Below are 15,835 nucleotides of genomic sequence, written 5' to 3' on the forward strand. Positions count from 1 at the left end.
GCTGCGCACTCAAGCGGGAGCAAGCTCCCTCGCCACAAAAGCAGGTATATCGAAACGCCTGATTAAAACGCCGTAACACCACCATCCACCGCCAGCGAATGACCGGTGGTGAACGCCGCGCCATCGCTACACAGGTACAGCACCGCGCTGGCAATCTCCTCGACCTTGCCGATACGTCCGACCGGGTGCATGGCATTGGCGAATTCGCCCTTTTTCGGGTCCGCTTCATAGGCACGACGGAACATATCCGTGTCGATCACCGCCGGGCACACCGCATTCACGCGAATCTTTTTCTTGGCGTATTCGATGGCCGCTGACTTGGTCAGGCCGATCACCGCGTGTTTCGAGGCGGCGTAGATGCTCATCTTCGGCGCAGCCCCCAGGCCGGCGACCGAAGCGGTATTGACGATCGCGCCGCCGCCCTGGGCCAGCAGCAATGGCAACTGGTACTTCATGCACAGCCAGACACCTTTGACGTTAACGCCCATGATCGCATCGAACTCATCGACCGTGCCCTCGGCCAGTTTGCCTTTCTCGATTTCGATGCCGGCATTGTTGAAGGCATAGTCGAGACGGCCGTAGGCATTCACCACCTCGTCCATCAGATTTTTTACATCGTTTTCCACAGTGACATTGCAGCGCACGAAAGCCGCGTCACCGCCGGCGGCGCGAATCAGCGCCACAGTGCCGTCACCACCGGCCGCGTCCAGATCAGCGACCACCACTTTCAAACCCTCGGCGGCGAACGCCAAAGCGGTCGCGCGGCCAATACCATTGGCCGCGCCCGTCACCACGGCGACCTGGCCGGAAAACGTCATGCTCATTGTTATGTCCTCGAAGAAAAGAATGCGGGGGATCGGCTGTTTTCAGTTAGCCACAGCGCCCTGTGGCACGGCAGCACTATCAGAAGGCCGGTTGGGCACCCATGAGTGGCAGTGATGGAACTGCCGCCCTGATCATCACTGCACTGGATCGATGTGCATTCGCCGCGTCAGCCAACCTTGCAGCATCGCTCATGAAGGTCTATCAACAAGGCTTCATTCATCTTGAGTGCCTGTCATGACTACCCAGACCAATCGCCAGTTCCTGCTCGCCAAACGCCCCGTGGGAGCGGCCACCCGTGAGACGTTCACCTATCAAGAAGTTCCGGTCGGTACGCCTGCGGCAGGTCAGATCCTGGTCAAAAACGAATACCTGTCCCTGGACCCGGCCATGCGTGGCTGGATGAACGAAGGCAAGTCCTACATCCCACCCGTCGGCATTGGCGAAGTCATGCGCGCATTGGGCGTGGGCAAAGTCATCGCCTCGAACAATCCGGGCTTTGCCGTGGGGGACCACGTCAACGGTGCCTTGGGTGTGCAGGATTACTTTCTCGGCGAGCCGCGAGGTTTCTACAAAGTCGATCCGAAACTGGCGCCGCTGCCGCGTTATTTATCCGCGCTGGGCATGACCGGAATGACCGCCTACTTCGCCCTGCTCGATGTCGGCGCGCCGAAAGCCGGCGACACCGTAGTGTTATCGGGCGCGGCCGGTGCGGTGGGCAGCATTGCCGGGCAAATCGCCAAGATCAAAGGTTGCCGGGTGGTCGGCATTGCCGGCGGCGCAGACAAGTGCAAGTTCCTGATCGATGAACTGGGTTTTGACGGTGCCATCGATTACAAAAACGAAGACGTACACGCCGGCCTCAAACGTGAGTGTCCGAAAGGCGTCGACGTGTATTTCGATAACGTCGGCGGCGATATTCTCGATGCCGTGCTGAGCCGCCTGAACATGAAGGCACGGGTGGTGATTTGCGGTGCCATCAGCCAGTACAACAACAAGGAAGCGGTCAAAGGCCCGGCCAATTACCTGGCGTTGCTGGTCAACCGCGCGCGGATGGAAGGCTTCGTGGTGATGGATTACGCCGCGCAGTTCGCCGCTGCCGGGCAGGAAATGGCCGGCTGGATGGCCAAGGGGCAGCTCAAGAGCAAGGAAGACATCGTCGAAGGACTGGAAACATTCCCGGAGACGCTGATGAAGTTGTTCAGCGGCGAGAATTTCGGGAAGTTGGTGTTGAAGGTTTAACCCATTACCTGACGACGAAAAAACCTTGTGGGGGCGGGCTTGCCCGCTCCCACAGGTTTCGCGGCGTTTAAGCGATTTCTGCGACGACCGCTGCCAACGCCTTGGCCGGATCCGCTGCCTGGCTGATCGGACGGCCGATCACCAGGTAATCGGAACCTGCATCCAGCGCCTGACGCGGGGTCAGAATGCGGCGCTGATCGTCCTGGGCACTGCCCGCCGGACGAATCCCAGGGGTCACCAGTTGCAACGACGGATGAGCGGCTTTCAAGGCCTGGGCTTCCTGGGCCGAGCAGACCAGACCGTCCATCCCGGCTTTTTCCGCCAGCGCGGCCAGGCGCAGCACCTGCACCTGCGGCTCGATATCCAGGCCGATACCCGCCAGATCCTCACGTTCCATGCTGGTCAGCACAGTCACGCCGATCAACAGCGGTTTCGGGCCACTGCGCTGATCGAGCACTTCACGGCAGGCGGCCATCATGCGCAGGCCGCCGGAGCAGTGCACATTGACCATCCACACGCCCATTTCTGCAGCCGCCTTGACGGCCATGGCGGTGGTGTTCGGAATGTCGTGGAACTTGAGGTCCAGGAACACTTCAAAGCCCTTGTCGCGCAAGGTGCCGACGATTTCCGAAGCGCAACTGGTAAACAGTTCTTTACCGACTTTGACCCGGCACAGCTTCGGGTCCAGTTGATCGGCCAGCTTCAGTGCGGCGTCACGGGTGGGGAAATCCAGGGCGACGATGATAGGCGTCTGGCAGGCGGACATGAGTGGGCTCTCAGGCAAGTCGAAATCGGCGCGCATTGTAGCGGAACCAGCGCCGCTGCGGGACCCGATGATCGGTAATTCGTCGTCGCGGCTCAAGCAAGACTAGCTGCTGCGGCAATTGTGTCTAACCCGATACACACACGACACGCCCACAACACCCTTCAACGCTACCCTCGTCAGCCGCAACAAATCCTACAGCACTTCCCGCCTCACGGCCGGACGCCTATGCTGAAGCCACAACCTCGCAGCCTATCTTTGTGGTTGGCAGCCTACCTGGCAGATGAACGCACGCATGCACAACTCCCCAGCACCTCTGAACGACGATCAAAAAGCGCCGGCCGATGACAAACGCTGGAGCATTCGCGCCCTGATTGTCGACGATGACGTCCCGATCCGCGAATTGATGATCGACTACCTGGCCCGTTTCAATATCCACGCCAGCGGCGTCTCCGACGGCGCCGCCATGCGTCAGGCGCTGCAAGCCGAACATTTCGATGTAGTGGTGCTCGATCTGATGCTGCCGGGCGAAGACGGTTTGTCGCTGTGCCGCTGGCTACGCGCCGAATCGGACATCCCGATCCTGATGCTCACCGCCCGCTGCGAACCCACCGACCGGATCATCGGCCTGGAACTGGGCGCCGACGACTACATGGCCAAGCCGTTCGAGCCGCGAGAACTGGTCGCGCGGATTCAGACCATTCTGCGTCGGGTGCGCGACGACCGTACTGAACAGCGTGCGAATATTCGCTTCGACAACTGGCGATTGAACAGCGTATTGCGCCAGTTGATCGCCGCCGATGGCCTGGTGGTGCCGCTGTCCAACGCCGAATTCCGCTTGCTTTGGGTGTTCATCGAGCGTCCGCGCCGGGTACTCAGCCGCGAACAACTGCTGGACGCCGCGCGCGGTCGTTCAATCGAAGCGTTTGATCGCAGCATCGATCTGCTGGTGTCGCGCCTGCGCCAGAAACTCGGCGACGACCCGAAAGCCCCGCAGTTGATCAAGACCGTTCGCGGTGAGGGTTATCTGTTCGACGCACGAGACATCGGCTGATGCGTGCGCGCTTCGATACGCTGTTTGGCCGCCTGTTTGGCATGCTGCTGGTGGCGATCGTACTGGCGCATTTGTTAGCGTTCTTCTGGTTCAAATATTACGGGCCGCCCCCACCTCCCCCGCCGCTACCGGAGTTTTCCGAGCGCTTCGACGGCCCTCCCCCTCCGATGGACCCGCGTTTCGGTAATCGACCACCGCGGCCGTGGTTCGGCGGGCCTCTGGTGCCGCTGACCTTTCAGTTCGTCTCGCTGATCATCGCCGCCTGGTACGGCGCCAAGCTATTAACGCGCCCGATTCAGCGCCTGAGCGACGCCGCCGAACGCCTGAGTGAAAATCTCGACAGTCCGCCTCTGGATGAGTCCGGCCCACGGGAAGCGCGGCAAGCGGCGCACACTTTCAACCTGATGCAGAAACGCATTCTTGAACAAATACAGCAACGCTCGCGCATGCTCGGCGCGGTGTCCCATGACCTGCGCACACCGCTGTCGCGGCTCAAGCTGCGCCTGGAACAAATCCACGACGAGAAGCTGCAAGGCCAGATGCGTCAGGACCTGGACGACATGATCGGCATGCTCGATTCCACCCTCACCTACCTGCACGAACAGCGCACCAGCGAGGCACCACAGTGGATGGACGTGCAGGCGCTCGTGGAGTCTCTGAGCGAAAACGCCCAGGACCAGGGCGCCGACGTTGAGAGCAGCGGCCATTGCACGCCATTGGAAGTACAGCCGATGGCCTTGCGCTCATGCATCAACAACCTGCTGGACAACGCCTTGCGTTATGCCGGAGACGCGCTGATCACGCTTGAGGACAGCCGCGAGGAACTGGTGATCCGGGTCATCGACCATGGCCCGGGGATTGCGGCGGATAAACGGGAAGCGGTGTTTGAACCGTTCTTTCGCCTGGAAGGGTCGCGTAATCGCAACTCCGGCGGCGTCGGCCTGGGCATGACCATCGCCCGGGAAGCAGCGGCGCGTTTGGGCGGACAGTTGAGCCTGGAAGAAACCCCCGGCGGTGGTTTAACCGCTGTCATCCGTTTGCCTCGTCTCTAAGCCACACACAATTCCCCTGTGGGAGCGGGCTTGCCCGCGATAGCGGTCTGACAGACAACATCGATGTTGAATGTGCTGGCCTCATCGCGGGCAAGCCCGCTCCCACCGGATCTGCGCCTGGCCTGGATGTGTGTACCACTCGATACAAATCCCACAAACCCACGACAACTTGCCCCTTGAGGCTGCATAAACCGGTGCACCCACCGGTTTCCCATTCCAAGGAGTGAGCACAATGATCGGTAGTGTCAGCAGCTACACGAGCTATACAAGTACCAGCAGTACCGCCACCAACAGCGCTCGCAGCCAGCAATTCCAGAAAGAACTGCTCGCCAAACTCGACAGCAACAGCGACGGTGCGGTGAATCAGGATGAGCTCAAGAGCGCCCTGTCGCAGAAAAACGACGATGGTCTGCTGGTCAGCCTGAGCAAGAACTTCAGCGATCTGGACAGCGACAAAAGCGGCAGCCTGAGCAGCGAAGAGATGGCCGCGATGGCCCCACCTACGCCACCGACGCACGATCAGGCACCGAACACCGAGCTGGCCGATGCGCTGATCAGCGCTCTGGACAAAGACGGCGACGGCGCCATCAACAGCGATGAGCTGAGCAATGGCCTGACCAGCGCCGGCAGCACGGCCGACAGCTCGAAAATCTTCTCGGCCCTGGACAAGAATGAAGACGGCACCGTCAGCCAGGACGAACTCGCCGCCAGCCTGACCCCGCCGCCACCGCCACCTCAGCAGATGTCCAGCGAAGAGCTGTTCAGCCAACTCGATACCGACAGCGATGGCAGTGTCACGGCCACGGAACTGAGCAGCGCGTTGCAGGCGAGCGACAGCACTTCATCGACTTCCACCGACACCAGCGCCGCGTTGCTCAAAGTGCTCGATAGCGACAGCAGCGGTGGCGTCAGCAGCGATGAACTGAAAGCCGCTCTGCAAGCCGGCCGCGAGCAGAACTCCGACAGCTCCACCCATCAGTTCAACGTGACCGAAGCCCTGAACAAAATGATCGCCAACCTGAGCAAGCAGTATTCGCTCGATAACGTGGCGACCGTGGGCAAACACCTCAACGTGACCACTTAAGTCAAAAGCTTCGCGGGCAAGCCTCGCGCCTACAGGGATAACACCGAAACCTGTAGGGGCGAGGCTTGCCCGCGATAAGAGGCCCTAAGCCCCAACAAAAAACTCAGGACTGGCGATCCTCAACCCGAGCCTGACTCTTGCTCCAATCGGTCAACAAGCTGTAAGCCACGGCCAACAACGTCGGGCCGATGAACAGTCCGATAAACCCGAACGCAATCAACCCGCCAAACACCCCGAGCAGCACAATCACCAACGGCAAATTCCCGCCTCGGCTGATCAGGTACGGCTTAAGCACGTTGTCGACCCCGCTGATAATGAACGTGCCCCAGATCCCGAGGAACACCGCCATTCCGTACTCACCCTTCCAGGCCAGCCACGCCGTGGCCGGAATCCACACCAACGGCGGCCCCATCGGAATCAGGCTCAGCAAAAACGTCACGATCCCCAGTACCAGCGCCCCAGGCACGCCGGCAATCAGGAAACCAATCAACGCCAGCACCGCCTGTGCCGCCGCTGTGCCGATCACCCCGTTGACCACCCGTTGCACGGTGCCCGCCACCAGTTCGATGTAGTACGCGGCGCGGTCGCCAATCAGCCGCTCCAGCAACCCATGGACAAACACCGCCAAACGCGGCCCGTCCCGGTAGAAAAAGAACACAAACACGATACTCAGCGTCAACTCGAGAATCCCGCCGCCAATCTGCGCACTGCGTGCCAGCAACCAGTTACCGACCTGCCCCAGATAAGGCTTGATCGCCAGCATCATCGCCGCACCCTGCTGATCGATGCTGTTCCAGATCCCCACCAACCGCTCGCCGACCAAAGGAATCCCGCCCAGCCAAGCCGGCGCTTCGGGCAGACCATCGACCTGCACATCCTTGATGAACGCCGTGGCATCGCGCACGTGATCCGCCAGGTTGAACCCCAGCCACACCAGCGGCGCCGCCACCAGCAGCATCCAGCCGAGTGTCAGCAACAGTGCCGCCAGGGATTCACGGCCATGGAGCCAGCGGGTCAGCAGACGCATCAGCGGCCAACTGGCAAACGCCAGCACCGCACCCCAGAACAGCGCTGACCAGAACGGCGCCATCACCCAGAAGCTCGCGCCAAACAGCGCCAGGAGCAGGATCTGCACCAACAGCCGATCGTTATTGACCATGTAAGATCCCGAAAAAGTCAGTCCGCAAAGAGTAGGCGAACGCGCAGAACGCGTTCGCCGAATGAAGCTTATTGCAACAGTTCGAAGTGCAGGCCAGAGCCTTCGACGCTGCCGGTTTCCATCCGCGCCGTGCGCACGCCCTGGCCGATCAGCGCCTGGCGCCAGGCTTCGGCACTGGGCCCGGAAACGCTGACCCGTAGCGTGGTGTCCAGGTTCAGGCCGCGGGAAATCAAACGCAGCCAAGTATCGTCAGGGTCGCCATCGAGTTTGGGGAAGTCGAGTTTCCCGGTGCTTTTGAGCTGGCGCAGCAACGTCGCGGACGTCGGCAGTAAATCACCCAGCGGTGCCGAGGCATCGAACTGTTCGACGTGCAGATAAGCCCTGCGATTACCGCGAGTGATGCTGTAGAGCGCCACCAGCGTGTTGTCTTGAGGGGCCGCCAGACGCAGCAGCAAATAAGCCTGCTGATTATCGGCGCCATATAGCTTGGCATTGCCGAAGACTTCATTGGCCCACAGGCTGCTTTCCCCACAATCCCGGGCCTGACACCAGAACAACAGCTCGGCGCCCTGTTTCTGCAAGGCTTCACGAGCGGCGGTGAAAGCATCGGTGGAGGAATGCTCCGCTGGTAACTCGTAGGTAACCGAGGTGGTTTGACCACGAGCGCTGAGCTGGCCGTCGAAGCGCAACTGGCCGCTGATCTTGCGGATCGACCCCAACGGGTAAATCCGCTCAAGCGCCACCGGCGGGCGATAGTCGACGATCTGCGCATCGGTCATGCGCGGCACGATCGGCAGGTCTTGGCTGCCCGGGATGTCAGCCGCCAATAACCAGGGACTGAAACTGCACAGCGCCAGCAGAGTGAGTGAACGCATGGACAGGCTCATCGGATCAACATGGCCTGGGCACCCTTGATGACACTGGCGTCATCGATGCGCTCAGGCACCAGCAAACCGCGTTGCACCGCAGGGCGCGCCTCAAGGGTGGCTATCCAGCGCTGCAAGGCCGGCAAGCCGTCCACCGAGACACCGGACCAATCGTGGCCGCGGACCCACGGAAAGGTCGCAATGTCGGCAATGCTGTACTCGCCCGCCAAAAACTCCACGGCTTGCAGGCGCGTGTCGAGCACTTCATACAAGCGTCGGGTTTCATGTTGATAGCGATCGATGGCGCCCTGGAGCTTTTCCGGGAAGTAGCGAAAAAACACATTGGCCTGGCCTTGCATCGGGCCGATGCCGCCCATCTGGAACATCAGCCACTGCAACACTACCGAGCGTCCTTTCGGATCCTGGGGCAGCAGTTTGCCGGTCATCTCGGCGAGATAAATCAGGATCGCGCCGGATTCGAACACGGCGAAATCGCCATTGGCGCGGTCGACAATCGCCGGAATCCGGCCATTGGGGTTGATATTGAGGAAGTCCTTGGACTTCTGTTCCTTTTTGTCGAAACTCAAGGCATGCACCGTGTAGGGCAGGCCGAGTTCCTCGAGCACGATAGAGACCTTGTGGCCATTCGGGGTCGCAGCGGTGTACAGATCTATCATGGTTGTCTCCCATTTCAACCCGCCCAGCCTCGACAGTTGCCCGACGCAAGTCAAGGAACGGCGAAGAACCGATTGAAACAGTCTGCGACAAGACCGGCACCGGGTTCGTCATTGAGGTGCAAGTGATGGCCGCCAGGCAACTGTTCATGGCTAAAGGGTAGACGTTCCAGCAACTCGGGATGTTTGGCGAGCATGCCGTCAGCCGCGACCACCAGGTGCGCAGGACAACTGACGCGTTGGACGAAAGCCATCGCCTGCTCAGTGGTCAGACGCAGCGGCGACGGCAGCGTCAGGCGGTTGTCGGTGCGCCAGGTATAACCACCCGGCACCGGCATCAAGCCGCGCTGGGCCAACAGTTCGGCGGCTTCGCGACTGACCGCCACCAAGCCTTTCATGCGTGCTTCGATGGCCCGGTCGAGGCTGTTGTAGACCGGTTTGCGTTTTTCCCGCAGATCCAGCTGCGCTTGCAGGGCCATGCCCATGCGCTCAGCGGCGTTTTCGCCTTTGTCTGTAGGAGGAATGATGCCGTCGATCAACGCCAGGTGAGTCACCCGCTCCGGCAATGACCCGGCCAGCACCAGCGAGACGATCGCCCCCAGCGAATGCCCCAGCAGTGCAAAACGTTTCCATCCCAACTGCTCGGCCACTTGCAGCACATCGTGGGCGTAGTCCCACAGCGCGTAACCGGCGCCGTTCGGCCGATGGCCCGAGTGACCGTGCCCGGCCAGGTCCAGCGCGATGATGCGCAAACCTTTGAGCTTCGGCGCCAGTCGGGCAAAGCTGTTGGCGTTGTCCAGCCAGCCGTGCAAGGCAATCACCGGCAAGCCGTCCTCGGGACCGAACAGGTGCGCCGCCAACTCGATATGCGGCAGGCTCAGGCGAACTTCTTCGACGACGCTATTCATGCGCAATCCTGTTGGCGGCGACCGTCCCAGCGACTGAACAGATTCTTCAGCAGCGTGGCCGTGTCTTGTGGACGTTCGAGCGGAAACATGTGGCCGCCGGGCAGGGTCAAGGACTCGCCCAGCGGCATGCGCCCGACGGATCGGGCGTGATGACGCATCACCACGCGGCTCTTGTGCCCACGAACCACCGCCAGCGGTACTTTCAACTGCCGCGCGCGACCGGGGCTGGTGTGCGGTACGCCACGGTAGATGCTGATTTCCGTGGCCGGGTCGAAACGCAGGCGCAGCTTGTCGCCGACTTTTTGCAAACCATGTTGAAGGTAGGCTTCGAAGCATTCCGGGTCGAAACCGCGAAACAGGGTTTTACCGGCGAAATACAGGCGGGCCGCCTCCAGATCGGCGAACTCTTCCCGTCGCCCCAACGTGCGACCGGCCGGGGTCAGACGATCGATGAAACCAAAGCGCTTGGCGGCACGGATCACCCATTGATCGGTGCGGGTCAGCACCGGTGAATCGAGCATGACCACGCCGCGATACAGCTCAGGGCAACGCAACGCGGCGTGCAGGTGCAGCACGCCGCCAAAAGAGTGGCCAACGCCCCAGACCGGTTCTGGCTGCTGCTTGAGGTGATGAATCAGCTCATCCACCAGATTGTTCCAGTTGTCATCCGCCGGGAAGCGCGGGTCATGGGCGTGCTGCTCCAGATGCGCCACCTGGTACTCGGGCGCCAGCGCCGCGAACAACTTGCTATAGGTCCCCGAAGGAAAACCATTGGCGTGGGCGAAAAATATCTGTTGCGGCATACCGGCAAATCCATAAGCGAGTCGAGGGGTTGATTGTCCGTAAGACCGTGTCCAGCAGCAATGACCGTAACTGACAGGAATGATGACAGTCGGGTCAGGGCTATAGGGATGCAGAAGAATAGACCGCCCCTCTGTAGCCGCTGGCGAAACTCATCGCGCCGGCGGATTCTCCCCCAACGGCACCACCGCCATGGTCAGGCGCGACACACAACTGGCCTTACCCTCATCGCTGCTCAAGCGAATATCCCAGACATGAGTGGTGCGCCCGATGTGAATCGCCTTGGCCACCGCCGTCACCCGCCCACTGCGCAGACCGCGCAAATGGTTGGCGTTGATTTCCAGGCCCACGCAATAAAATTTGCTGGCGTCGATGCACAGGTAACTGGCCATCGAGCCGACGGTTTCGGCCAGCACCACCGAGGCGCCGCCGTGTAGCAAGCCATAAGGCTGGTGCGTGCGGTGGTCGACGACCATGCTCGCGGTCAGGGACTCGTCATCGAAAGCTTCGAAGCGAATATCCAGCATTTCGCCGATGGTGTTTTTCTGGATAGCGTTCAACTGCTCGACGTTGGGAGTGGTGCGCCACAGGCTCATCGTTGCGTTCCTTTGTTGGAGTTGTTCGTGACTCAATCCTGCCACAGCACCGCCTCGCTGCGCGCGCTCCATTCTTCGAAGCGCGCACCGTAAGCCGCTTCGATCATGTTGCGCTTGATCTTCAGGGTCGGTGTCAGGAAGCCGTTTTCCACCGCCCAACTGTCCTTGACCACCACCAGCTGGCGCAAGCGTTCATGCCTGTCGAGAACGCCGTTGACCTCCTCCAGCAGTTTTTCCAGTCTTGAATGCAAACCCGCCCTCGCCGTCCCGCTGGCATTCTGCTGACCAACCACCGACAACACGCACAAACCCAGTGGCGCACTCAAGCCATCGCCCACCACACACACTTGTTCGATCCGCGAATGCACCGCCAGACGATTCTCGATCGGCGCGGGAGCGACGTATTTACCTTTGCTGGTCTTGAAGATTTCCTTCAGGCGCCCAGTCAGGCGCAGGTTGCCCTAGGCGTCTTCCTCGCCCTTGTCACCGGTGCGCAGGAAGCCGTCTTCGGTAAGGGTTTCGGCTTTTTTTGGTCTGGGGCAAGCGCAGCCAACCAAGCAAGTGCTTGGTTGACTATTTCATCCAAAAACTCAAGAACACCGCCGCCGACCTCGCTCCTGCAAAAGCAGAAGCAAAGGCAGGTTACGGGGTTTTGATACCGTTGAGCTTCATCGCCCCGACCAGCAGTTCGTCGCCCTCAAGCTCCGCCAGCCCGGCGGTGCCGACTCTTTCCGGTTCTTGCACGTGACCATGCTGCAAATAGCCCAGCAGGTTACCGACCAGCGGGTTGTGGCTGACCAGCAGCGCGTGATCCACGGACACCAACTGCTCCGCCACCGCTTGCGGATTATTGTCGGGCGTCAGCCACTCGACGGTGCGAATCTCCGGTGCAAAACCCAGCTCCTTACGCACCAGCAATGCAGTCTCCTGCGCTCGCAGATAAGGGCTGGCATAAATGGCTGCCAGGTGTTTGCCCTTCAATTTGGCCGCAATGCGCTTCACCTCTTTGCGCCCCTTGTCGGTCAGGGCCCGCTCGGAGTCCGGGCAACTACCGTGAGGTTCGGCTTCACCATGACGCAATACCCAGAGTTTCATAGCTTCGGTTCCTCATCTCGGGCCGGATGCGGTGCCGGCGCCACAACGTGCGGGGCTTCACCTTCCGGGGTACGCGGCGCCGGCCAGTCAGCGAACGGCCAGGGTTTCTGGTCGCTGTGAAAGCTGCCGAAACGACCGATCTGCGCCAGAAACTGGCTCAGGCTGTCGCCGAAATTCATCAGGCTGGCGCTCGGTGCGCCATAAATCAAACGATAGATCAGCTGCACCAGCACTACTGCGCCGAGGATCAATTGCGCCACTTGCCAGACCAGCACATAGACAATCATCCACAGTACCCGCAGCAGGATGGATTCGTACTTGCCTTCTACTTTCGGATCGTTCATGTCTGCCTCGTTCCCTGTTCGTATCGGTTAAGTGCTTAGAAACCACTAGGGGAAATAAAGTCCACGTCGGTTTTCGGTTCGCCACGCATCAACAACTCAATCACCTGGTTCAGCGTGCGCCCTTCGAACAGAATCGCATGCAATCCGGCGACCAGCGGCATGTACACGCCCACGTCCGAAGCCTTGGCCTTGAGCACCTTGAGGGTGTTCACGCCTTCGGCTACTTCGCCCAGACGCGTCACCGCATCCTCCAGGCTCAAGCCCTGGCCGAGGGCAAACCCGACCTGGTAGTTGCGGCTTTTCGGTGATGAGCAGGTGACAATCAAATCACCGACGCCCGCCAGCCCCAGAAACGTCATGGGATTGGCCCCCTGACTCACCGCGAAGCGGGTCATTTCCGCCAGTGCCCGGGTGATCAGCATGCTCTTGGTGTTTTCACCCATGCCCAACGCCACCGCCATGCCGGCGATGATGGCGTAGACGTTTTTCAGCGCCCCGCCCAGCTCCACGCCAAAGCGGTCGGCGCTGGCGTACACGCGAAAGGTCCGACCATGCAGCGCGGCCTGGACCTGCTGGCAAAGGTCTTCATCTTCGCTGGCGACCACCGTGGCGGTCAGCGCATGCTCGGCGACTTCACGGGCCAGGTTCGGCCCGGACAGCACGCCGATGCGCGCTTGTGGGGCGATGTCTTCAAGAATCTGGCTCATCAGCTTGAACGTATGGGCTTCGATGCCTTTGGTCAGGCTCACCAGCATTTTGCCGCTCAAAAGCTGAGCGTAGGGCGCCAGCACCGAGCGCAGCGCGCTGGAGGGCAACGCGACGAAGCACAGGTCGCAGGCCTCCAGCGTGGCTTGCAGGTCTGTGACTGCCTCCACCGCCGGAAGAATCTTGATGCCTTTGAGGTAACGCGGGTTCTCGCGATTGACCCGAATGGCCTCGGCCTGCTCGGGGTCACGCATCCACAGTCGCACCTGATGCCCGTTCTCGGCCAGCAGATTAGCCACGGCGGTACCAAAACTTCCGCCTCCCAGGACCGCAATTGGGCGCTGTTCAGTCATATGCAATCCGTTAATCCATACCAGTGGCGATGCCCGCATTATACGGAGCGGCCCAGTGGCGGCCAGCCCCGACATCAATTACCGGCACTTGTTGGAAGAAGACCAAGAAAACCGAGGAAAATGCCCACAACGTGACTGGAAAAGTCATTGCGCTCGGTTAACATGCGCGCCAATTAATCGCTATCAAGGCCGTTCTGTGTCTTTTGGCTCTCCCCATCCTCGCTCGCCACTGGTGCTGGCGCTGATTTTCAGCTCGCCATTGCTGGCCGACGACCTGTTCCTGGACAACGATCCGTTGCCACAAGTGCTTACCGCGACGCGCCTGAAGCAGTCGCCGGCGGCCGTGCCGGGCAGCATGACGGTGATCGACAGCGAACTGATCAACGCCAGCGGCGCGCGGGACATCAGCGAGTTGCTGCGGCTGGTGCCGGGGATGATGGTCGGCAATATCAGCGGCAATCAGGCGGCGGTGAACTACCACGGCACCAACGCCAGCGAAGCGCGGCGCATGCAAGTGCTGATCGACGGCCGCTCGGTGTACCGCGCGGGCCTGGCCACGGTGGACTGGAGTGATATTCCGGTGGCCATGGAGGACATCGAGCGCATCGAGGTTTTCCGTGGCCCGAACACCGTCAGCTACGGCGCCAACGCGCTGATGGCGGTGGTCAATATCATCACCCGCAAACCGGCCGACAGCCACGGCACGCGGCTGAAAGTCACCCGAGGCCAACGCGGCATCAACGATTTCTATGCCAGCCAGGGCATGGGTTGGGACAGCGGCGACTTGCGCCTGTCGCTGTCCGGCCAACAAGACGATGGCTTCGACTCGGACCGCACCGGTGCCGATTACCGCGACGGCCGTCGCTTGAATCGCTTCAGCCTCGCCGTCAGCCAGACGCTCAATGAGAACCAGAGCATCGACTGGCAACTGAACGCCAAGGACGGGACCAACCAGCGGCCCTACACCTACCGCCCGGTGTTTTCAGGGATTACCGCCGCAGGGAACAATTCCGACGTCATCGCCAAGGACTACGCCAGCTCGCTACGCTGGAACCTGGACATCAACCCCGATCACAGCCTTTATATTCAAGGCTCGGCGCAACACTGGGATCGTCAGCAGACCTGGCGTGCCTGCGATGCCGAGATCTCGTTCAGCCCGGAGCTGACCCAACTCTGGCAGCTCAATCCCAATTACACCGAACGTCTGGCGCGCAACATCGCACGCTTCACGGGCCTCGCGCCCCCCGGCACGGCAGCGGAACAAAACCTGGCCAATCAGGCCCTGGCGCAATGGCGAAACGGCGCGAACAAAACGCTGTGCGGCGACATCGACCAGAGCTCCCGGGAATCGCGGTACGATCTCGAACTGCAAGATACCCTCAGCCTGTCCGACACCCTGCGACTGGTCAGCGGCATGAACTATCGTTACGACCGGGCAGACTCCGAGACCTACTTCAATGGGACGCTCGACGACACCACCTGGCGGGCGTTCGGCCAACTCGAGTGGCGCGCCACCGAGCACTGGTTGCTGCAGGGCGGGGCAATGTTCGAAGACACGCAATTGACCGGCAGCTCGCTGACCCCGCGGGTGGCGGTCAACTATCTGATCAACCCGCGCCACGGCTTGCGCGCGGTGTATTCGGAAGCCGTCCGCTCGCCGGACATGTTCGAGAACAGCGTCAACTGGAGCTACCAGGTGACCAACCTGCATCCCAGTGCCTACGGCCAGACCAGCGCCCGCTATTTCGTCAGGACCCGTGGCCCGGGTGACCTCGAACAGGAACGCATGCGCTCCCGGGAGTTGGGCTACAACGGCTACTTCACAGAGTGGGGGCTGGCAGTCGATGTAAAGCTGTTCTACGACGAAATCAACGGCATGATCAGCGAACCGCTGCGCAACAATCAGTACATTGCCAGCAACTCGAACAGTTCGCGCTTCAGCGGGACTGAAACCCAGCTGGACTGGCGCGTCGGCAGCGCCGACCGTCTGCGCCTGACCTATGCCTACGTCGATGCCGAGGCGAGCAACCCGCTGGATGCCCAACAAACGGCGCGCAACAGCGGCTCCGCCGGTTGGCTGCGCAACTGGGGCCAGGGCTGGAACAGCGCGCTCTTTTACTATGGCGCCGACGCCCTCAACGGTTACCGCTTCGAACGGGTCGACACCCGCATCGCCAAACGCATCGGCCTGGGCAAGGCCAATCTTGAGCTGGCCGGGATCCTCCAGCAACGCCTCGACAATCAGCCCACCACTTTCGTCGACAATAACTACGACGAGCGCCGGGTGCTCTACTTCAGCGCAGAGCTGGAGTTTTAA

General features: G+C 61.0%; 16 protein-coding genes and 1 pseudogene. 5 read left to right on the forward strand and 12 right to left on the reverse strand.

The window, feature by feature from the left end; all coding sequences use genetic code 11:
• Nucleotides 1–62: 62 nt before the first annotated feature.
• Entirely contained in the window at nucleotides 63–824 is a 762-nt protein-coding gene (locus tag J3D54_RS00780) for an SDR family oxidoreductase (RefSeq protein WP_253416299.1), read from the reverse strand.
• Between the two features lie 235 nt (nucleotides 825–1,059).
• On the opposite strand from J3D54_RS00780, the gene J3D54_RS00785 reads away from it, so the two are divergent.
• On the forward strand, nucleotides 1,060–2,064 hold the full coding sequence (locus J3D54_RS00785; RefSeq protein WP_253416300.1) for an NADP-dependent oxidoreductase: 1,005 nt from the start codon (nucleotides 1,060–1,062) through the stop codon (nucleotides 2,062–2,064).
• Between the two features lie 67 nt (nucleotides 2,065–2,131).
• On the opposite strand, the gene pyrF is transcribed toward J3D54_RS00785, so the two are convergent.
• Nucleotides 2,132–2,830, reverse strand: coding sequence for an orotidine-5'-phosphate decarboxylase (gene pyrF, locus J3D54_RS00790; RefSeq protein WP_253416301.1), 699 nt, complete (start codon nucleotides 2,828–2,830; stop codon nucleotides 2,132–2,134).
• A 292-nt stretch (nucleotides 2,831–3,122) separates the two neighbouring features.
• On the opposite strand from pyrF, the gene J3D54_RS00795 reads away from it, so the two are divergent.
• The 3 genes from J3D54_RS00795 (at nucleotide 3,123) to xopAW (ending at nucleotide 6,017) form a co-directional block, all read left to right on the forward strand.
• On the forward strand, nucleotides 3,123–3,881 hold the full coding sequence (locus J3D54_RS00795) for a response regulator (RefSeq protein ID WP_253416302.1): 759 nt from the start codon (nucleotides 3,123–3,125) through the stop codon (nucleotides 3,879–3,881).
• The gene (locus J3D54_RS00800) at nucleotides 3,881–4,933 is read left to right on the forward strand and encodes a HAMP domain-containing sensor histidine kinase (RefSeq protein WP_253416303.1); all 1,053 of its coding nucleotides are present in this window, start codon (nucleotides 3,881–3,883) and stop codon (nucleotides 4,931–4,933) included. Before J3D54_RS00795 ends, J3D54_RS00800 begins: the two co-directional genes overlap by 1 nt.
• A gap of 232 nt (nucleotides 4,934–5,165) precedes the next feature.
• Nucleotides 5,166–6,017 carry an EF-hand domain-containing protein gene (gene xopAW / locus J3D54_RS00805; protein WP_253416304.1) on the forward strand — a complete coding sequence of 284 codons (852 nt, stop codon included), beginning with the start codon at nucleotides 5,166–5,168 and terminating at the stop codon, nucleotides 6,015–6,017.
• A gap of 103 nt (nucleotides 6,018–6,120) precedes the next feature.
• Here xopAW and J3D54_RS00810 read toward each other — a convergent pair whose 3' ends face one another.
• The 10 genes and pseudogenes from J3D54_RS00810 to J3D54_RS00855 form a co-directional block, all read right to left on the reverse strand.
• A complete protein-coding gene (locus tag J3D54_RS00810) occupies nucleotides 6,121–7,176 on the reverse strand; it encodes an AI-2E family transporter (RefSeq protein WP_253416305.1) in 1,056 nt (351 codons plus the stop codon).
• Between the two features lie 68 nt (nucleotides 7,177–7,244).
• Nucleotides 7,245–8,051 carry a DUF4892 domain-containing protein gene (locus J3D54_RS00815; RefSeq protein ID WP_253416306.1) on the reverse strand — a complete coding sequence of 269 codons (807 nt, stop codon included), beginning with the start codon at nucleotides 8,049–8,051 and terminating at the stop codon, nucleotides 7,245–7,247.
• Nucleotides 8,052–8,059: 8 nt separating this feature from the next.
• On the reverse strand, nucleotides 8,060–8,719 hold the full coding sequence (locus tag J3D54_RS00820; protein ID WP_253416307.1) for a glutathione S-transferase family protein: 660 nt from the start codon (nucleotides 8,717–8,719) through the stop codon (nucleotides 8,060–8,062).
• 50 nt (nucleotides 8,720–8,769) lie between these two features.
• Nucleotides 8,770–9,624, reverse strand: a complete 855-nt coding sequence (locus tag J3D54_RS00825; RefSeq protein WP_253416308.1) for an alpha/beta hydrolase — start codon at nucleotides 9,622–9,624, stop codon at nucleotides 8,770–8,772.
• Nucleotides 9,621–10,427, reverse strand: coding sequence for an alpha/beta fold hydrolase (locus J3D54_RS00830; RefSeq protein WP_253416309.1), 807 nt, complete (start codon nucleotides 10,425–10,427; stop codon nucleotides 9,621–9,623). The genes J3D54_RS00825 and J3D54_RS00830 overlap by 4 nt, the downstream gene beginning before the upstream one ends.
• A 150-nt stretch (nucleotides 10,428–10,577) precedes the next feature.
• Complete coding sequence (locus J3D54_RS00835) at nucleotides 10,578–11,021, reverse strand: hotdog fold thioesterase (RefSeq protein WP_253416310.1); 444 nt, start codon at nucleotides 11,019–11,021, stop codon at nucleotides 10,578–10,580.
• 32 nt (nucleotides 11,022–11,053) lie between these two features.
• Nucleotides 11,054–11,545: pseudogene (locus J3D54_RS00840) on the reverse strand (AMP-binding protein); the annotation flags it as partial.
• 118 nt (nucleotides 11,546–11,663) lie between these two features.
• Nucleotides 11,664–12,116 carry a phosphohistidine phosphatase SixA gene (gene sixA, locus J3D54_RS00845; RefSeq protein ID WP_253416311.1) on the reverse strand — a complete coding sequence of 151 codons (453 nt, stop codon included), beginning with the start codon at nucleotides 12,114–12,116 and terminating at the stop codon, nucleotides 11,664–11,666.
• On the reverse strand, nucleotides 12,113–12,460 hold the full coding sequence (locus tag J3D54_RS00850; RefSeq protein WP_007937595.1) for a DUF4389 domain-containing protein: 348 nt from the start codon (nucleotides 12,458–12,460) through the stop codon (nucleotides 12,113–12,115). Before J3D54_RS00850 ends, sixA begins: the two co-directional genes overlap by 4 nt.
• Nucleotides 12,461–12,495: 35 nt before the next feature.
• Complete coding sequence (locus J3D54_RS00855) at nucleotides 12,496–13,518, reverse strand: NAD(P)H-dependent glycerol-3-phosphate dehydrogenase (protein ID WP_253416312.1); 1,023 nt, start codon at nucleotides 13,516–13,518, stop codon at nucleotides 12,496–12,498.
• Nucleotides 13,519–13,714: 196 nt separating this feature from the next.
• Between J3D54_RS00855 and J3D54_RS00860 the strand changes: the two genes are divergently transcribed.
• On the forward strand, nucleotides 13,715–15,835 hold the full coding sequence (locus tag J3D54_RS00860) for a TonB-dependent receptor (RefSeq protein ID WP_253416313.1): 2,121 nt from the start codon (nucleotides 13,715–13,717) through the stop codon (nucleotides 15,833–15,835).

Source organism: Pseudomonas sp. GGS8 (assembly GCF_024168645.1).
Classification (GTDB): domain Bacteria; phylum Pseudomonadota; class Gammaproteobacteria; order Pseudomonadales; family Pseudomonadaceae; genus Aquipseudomonas.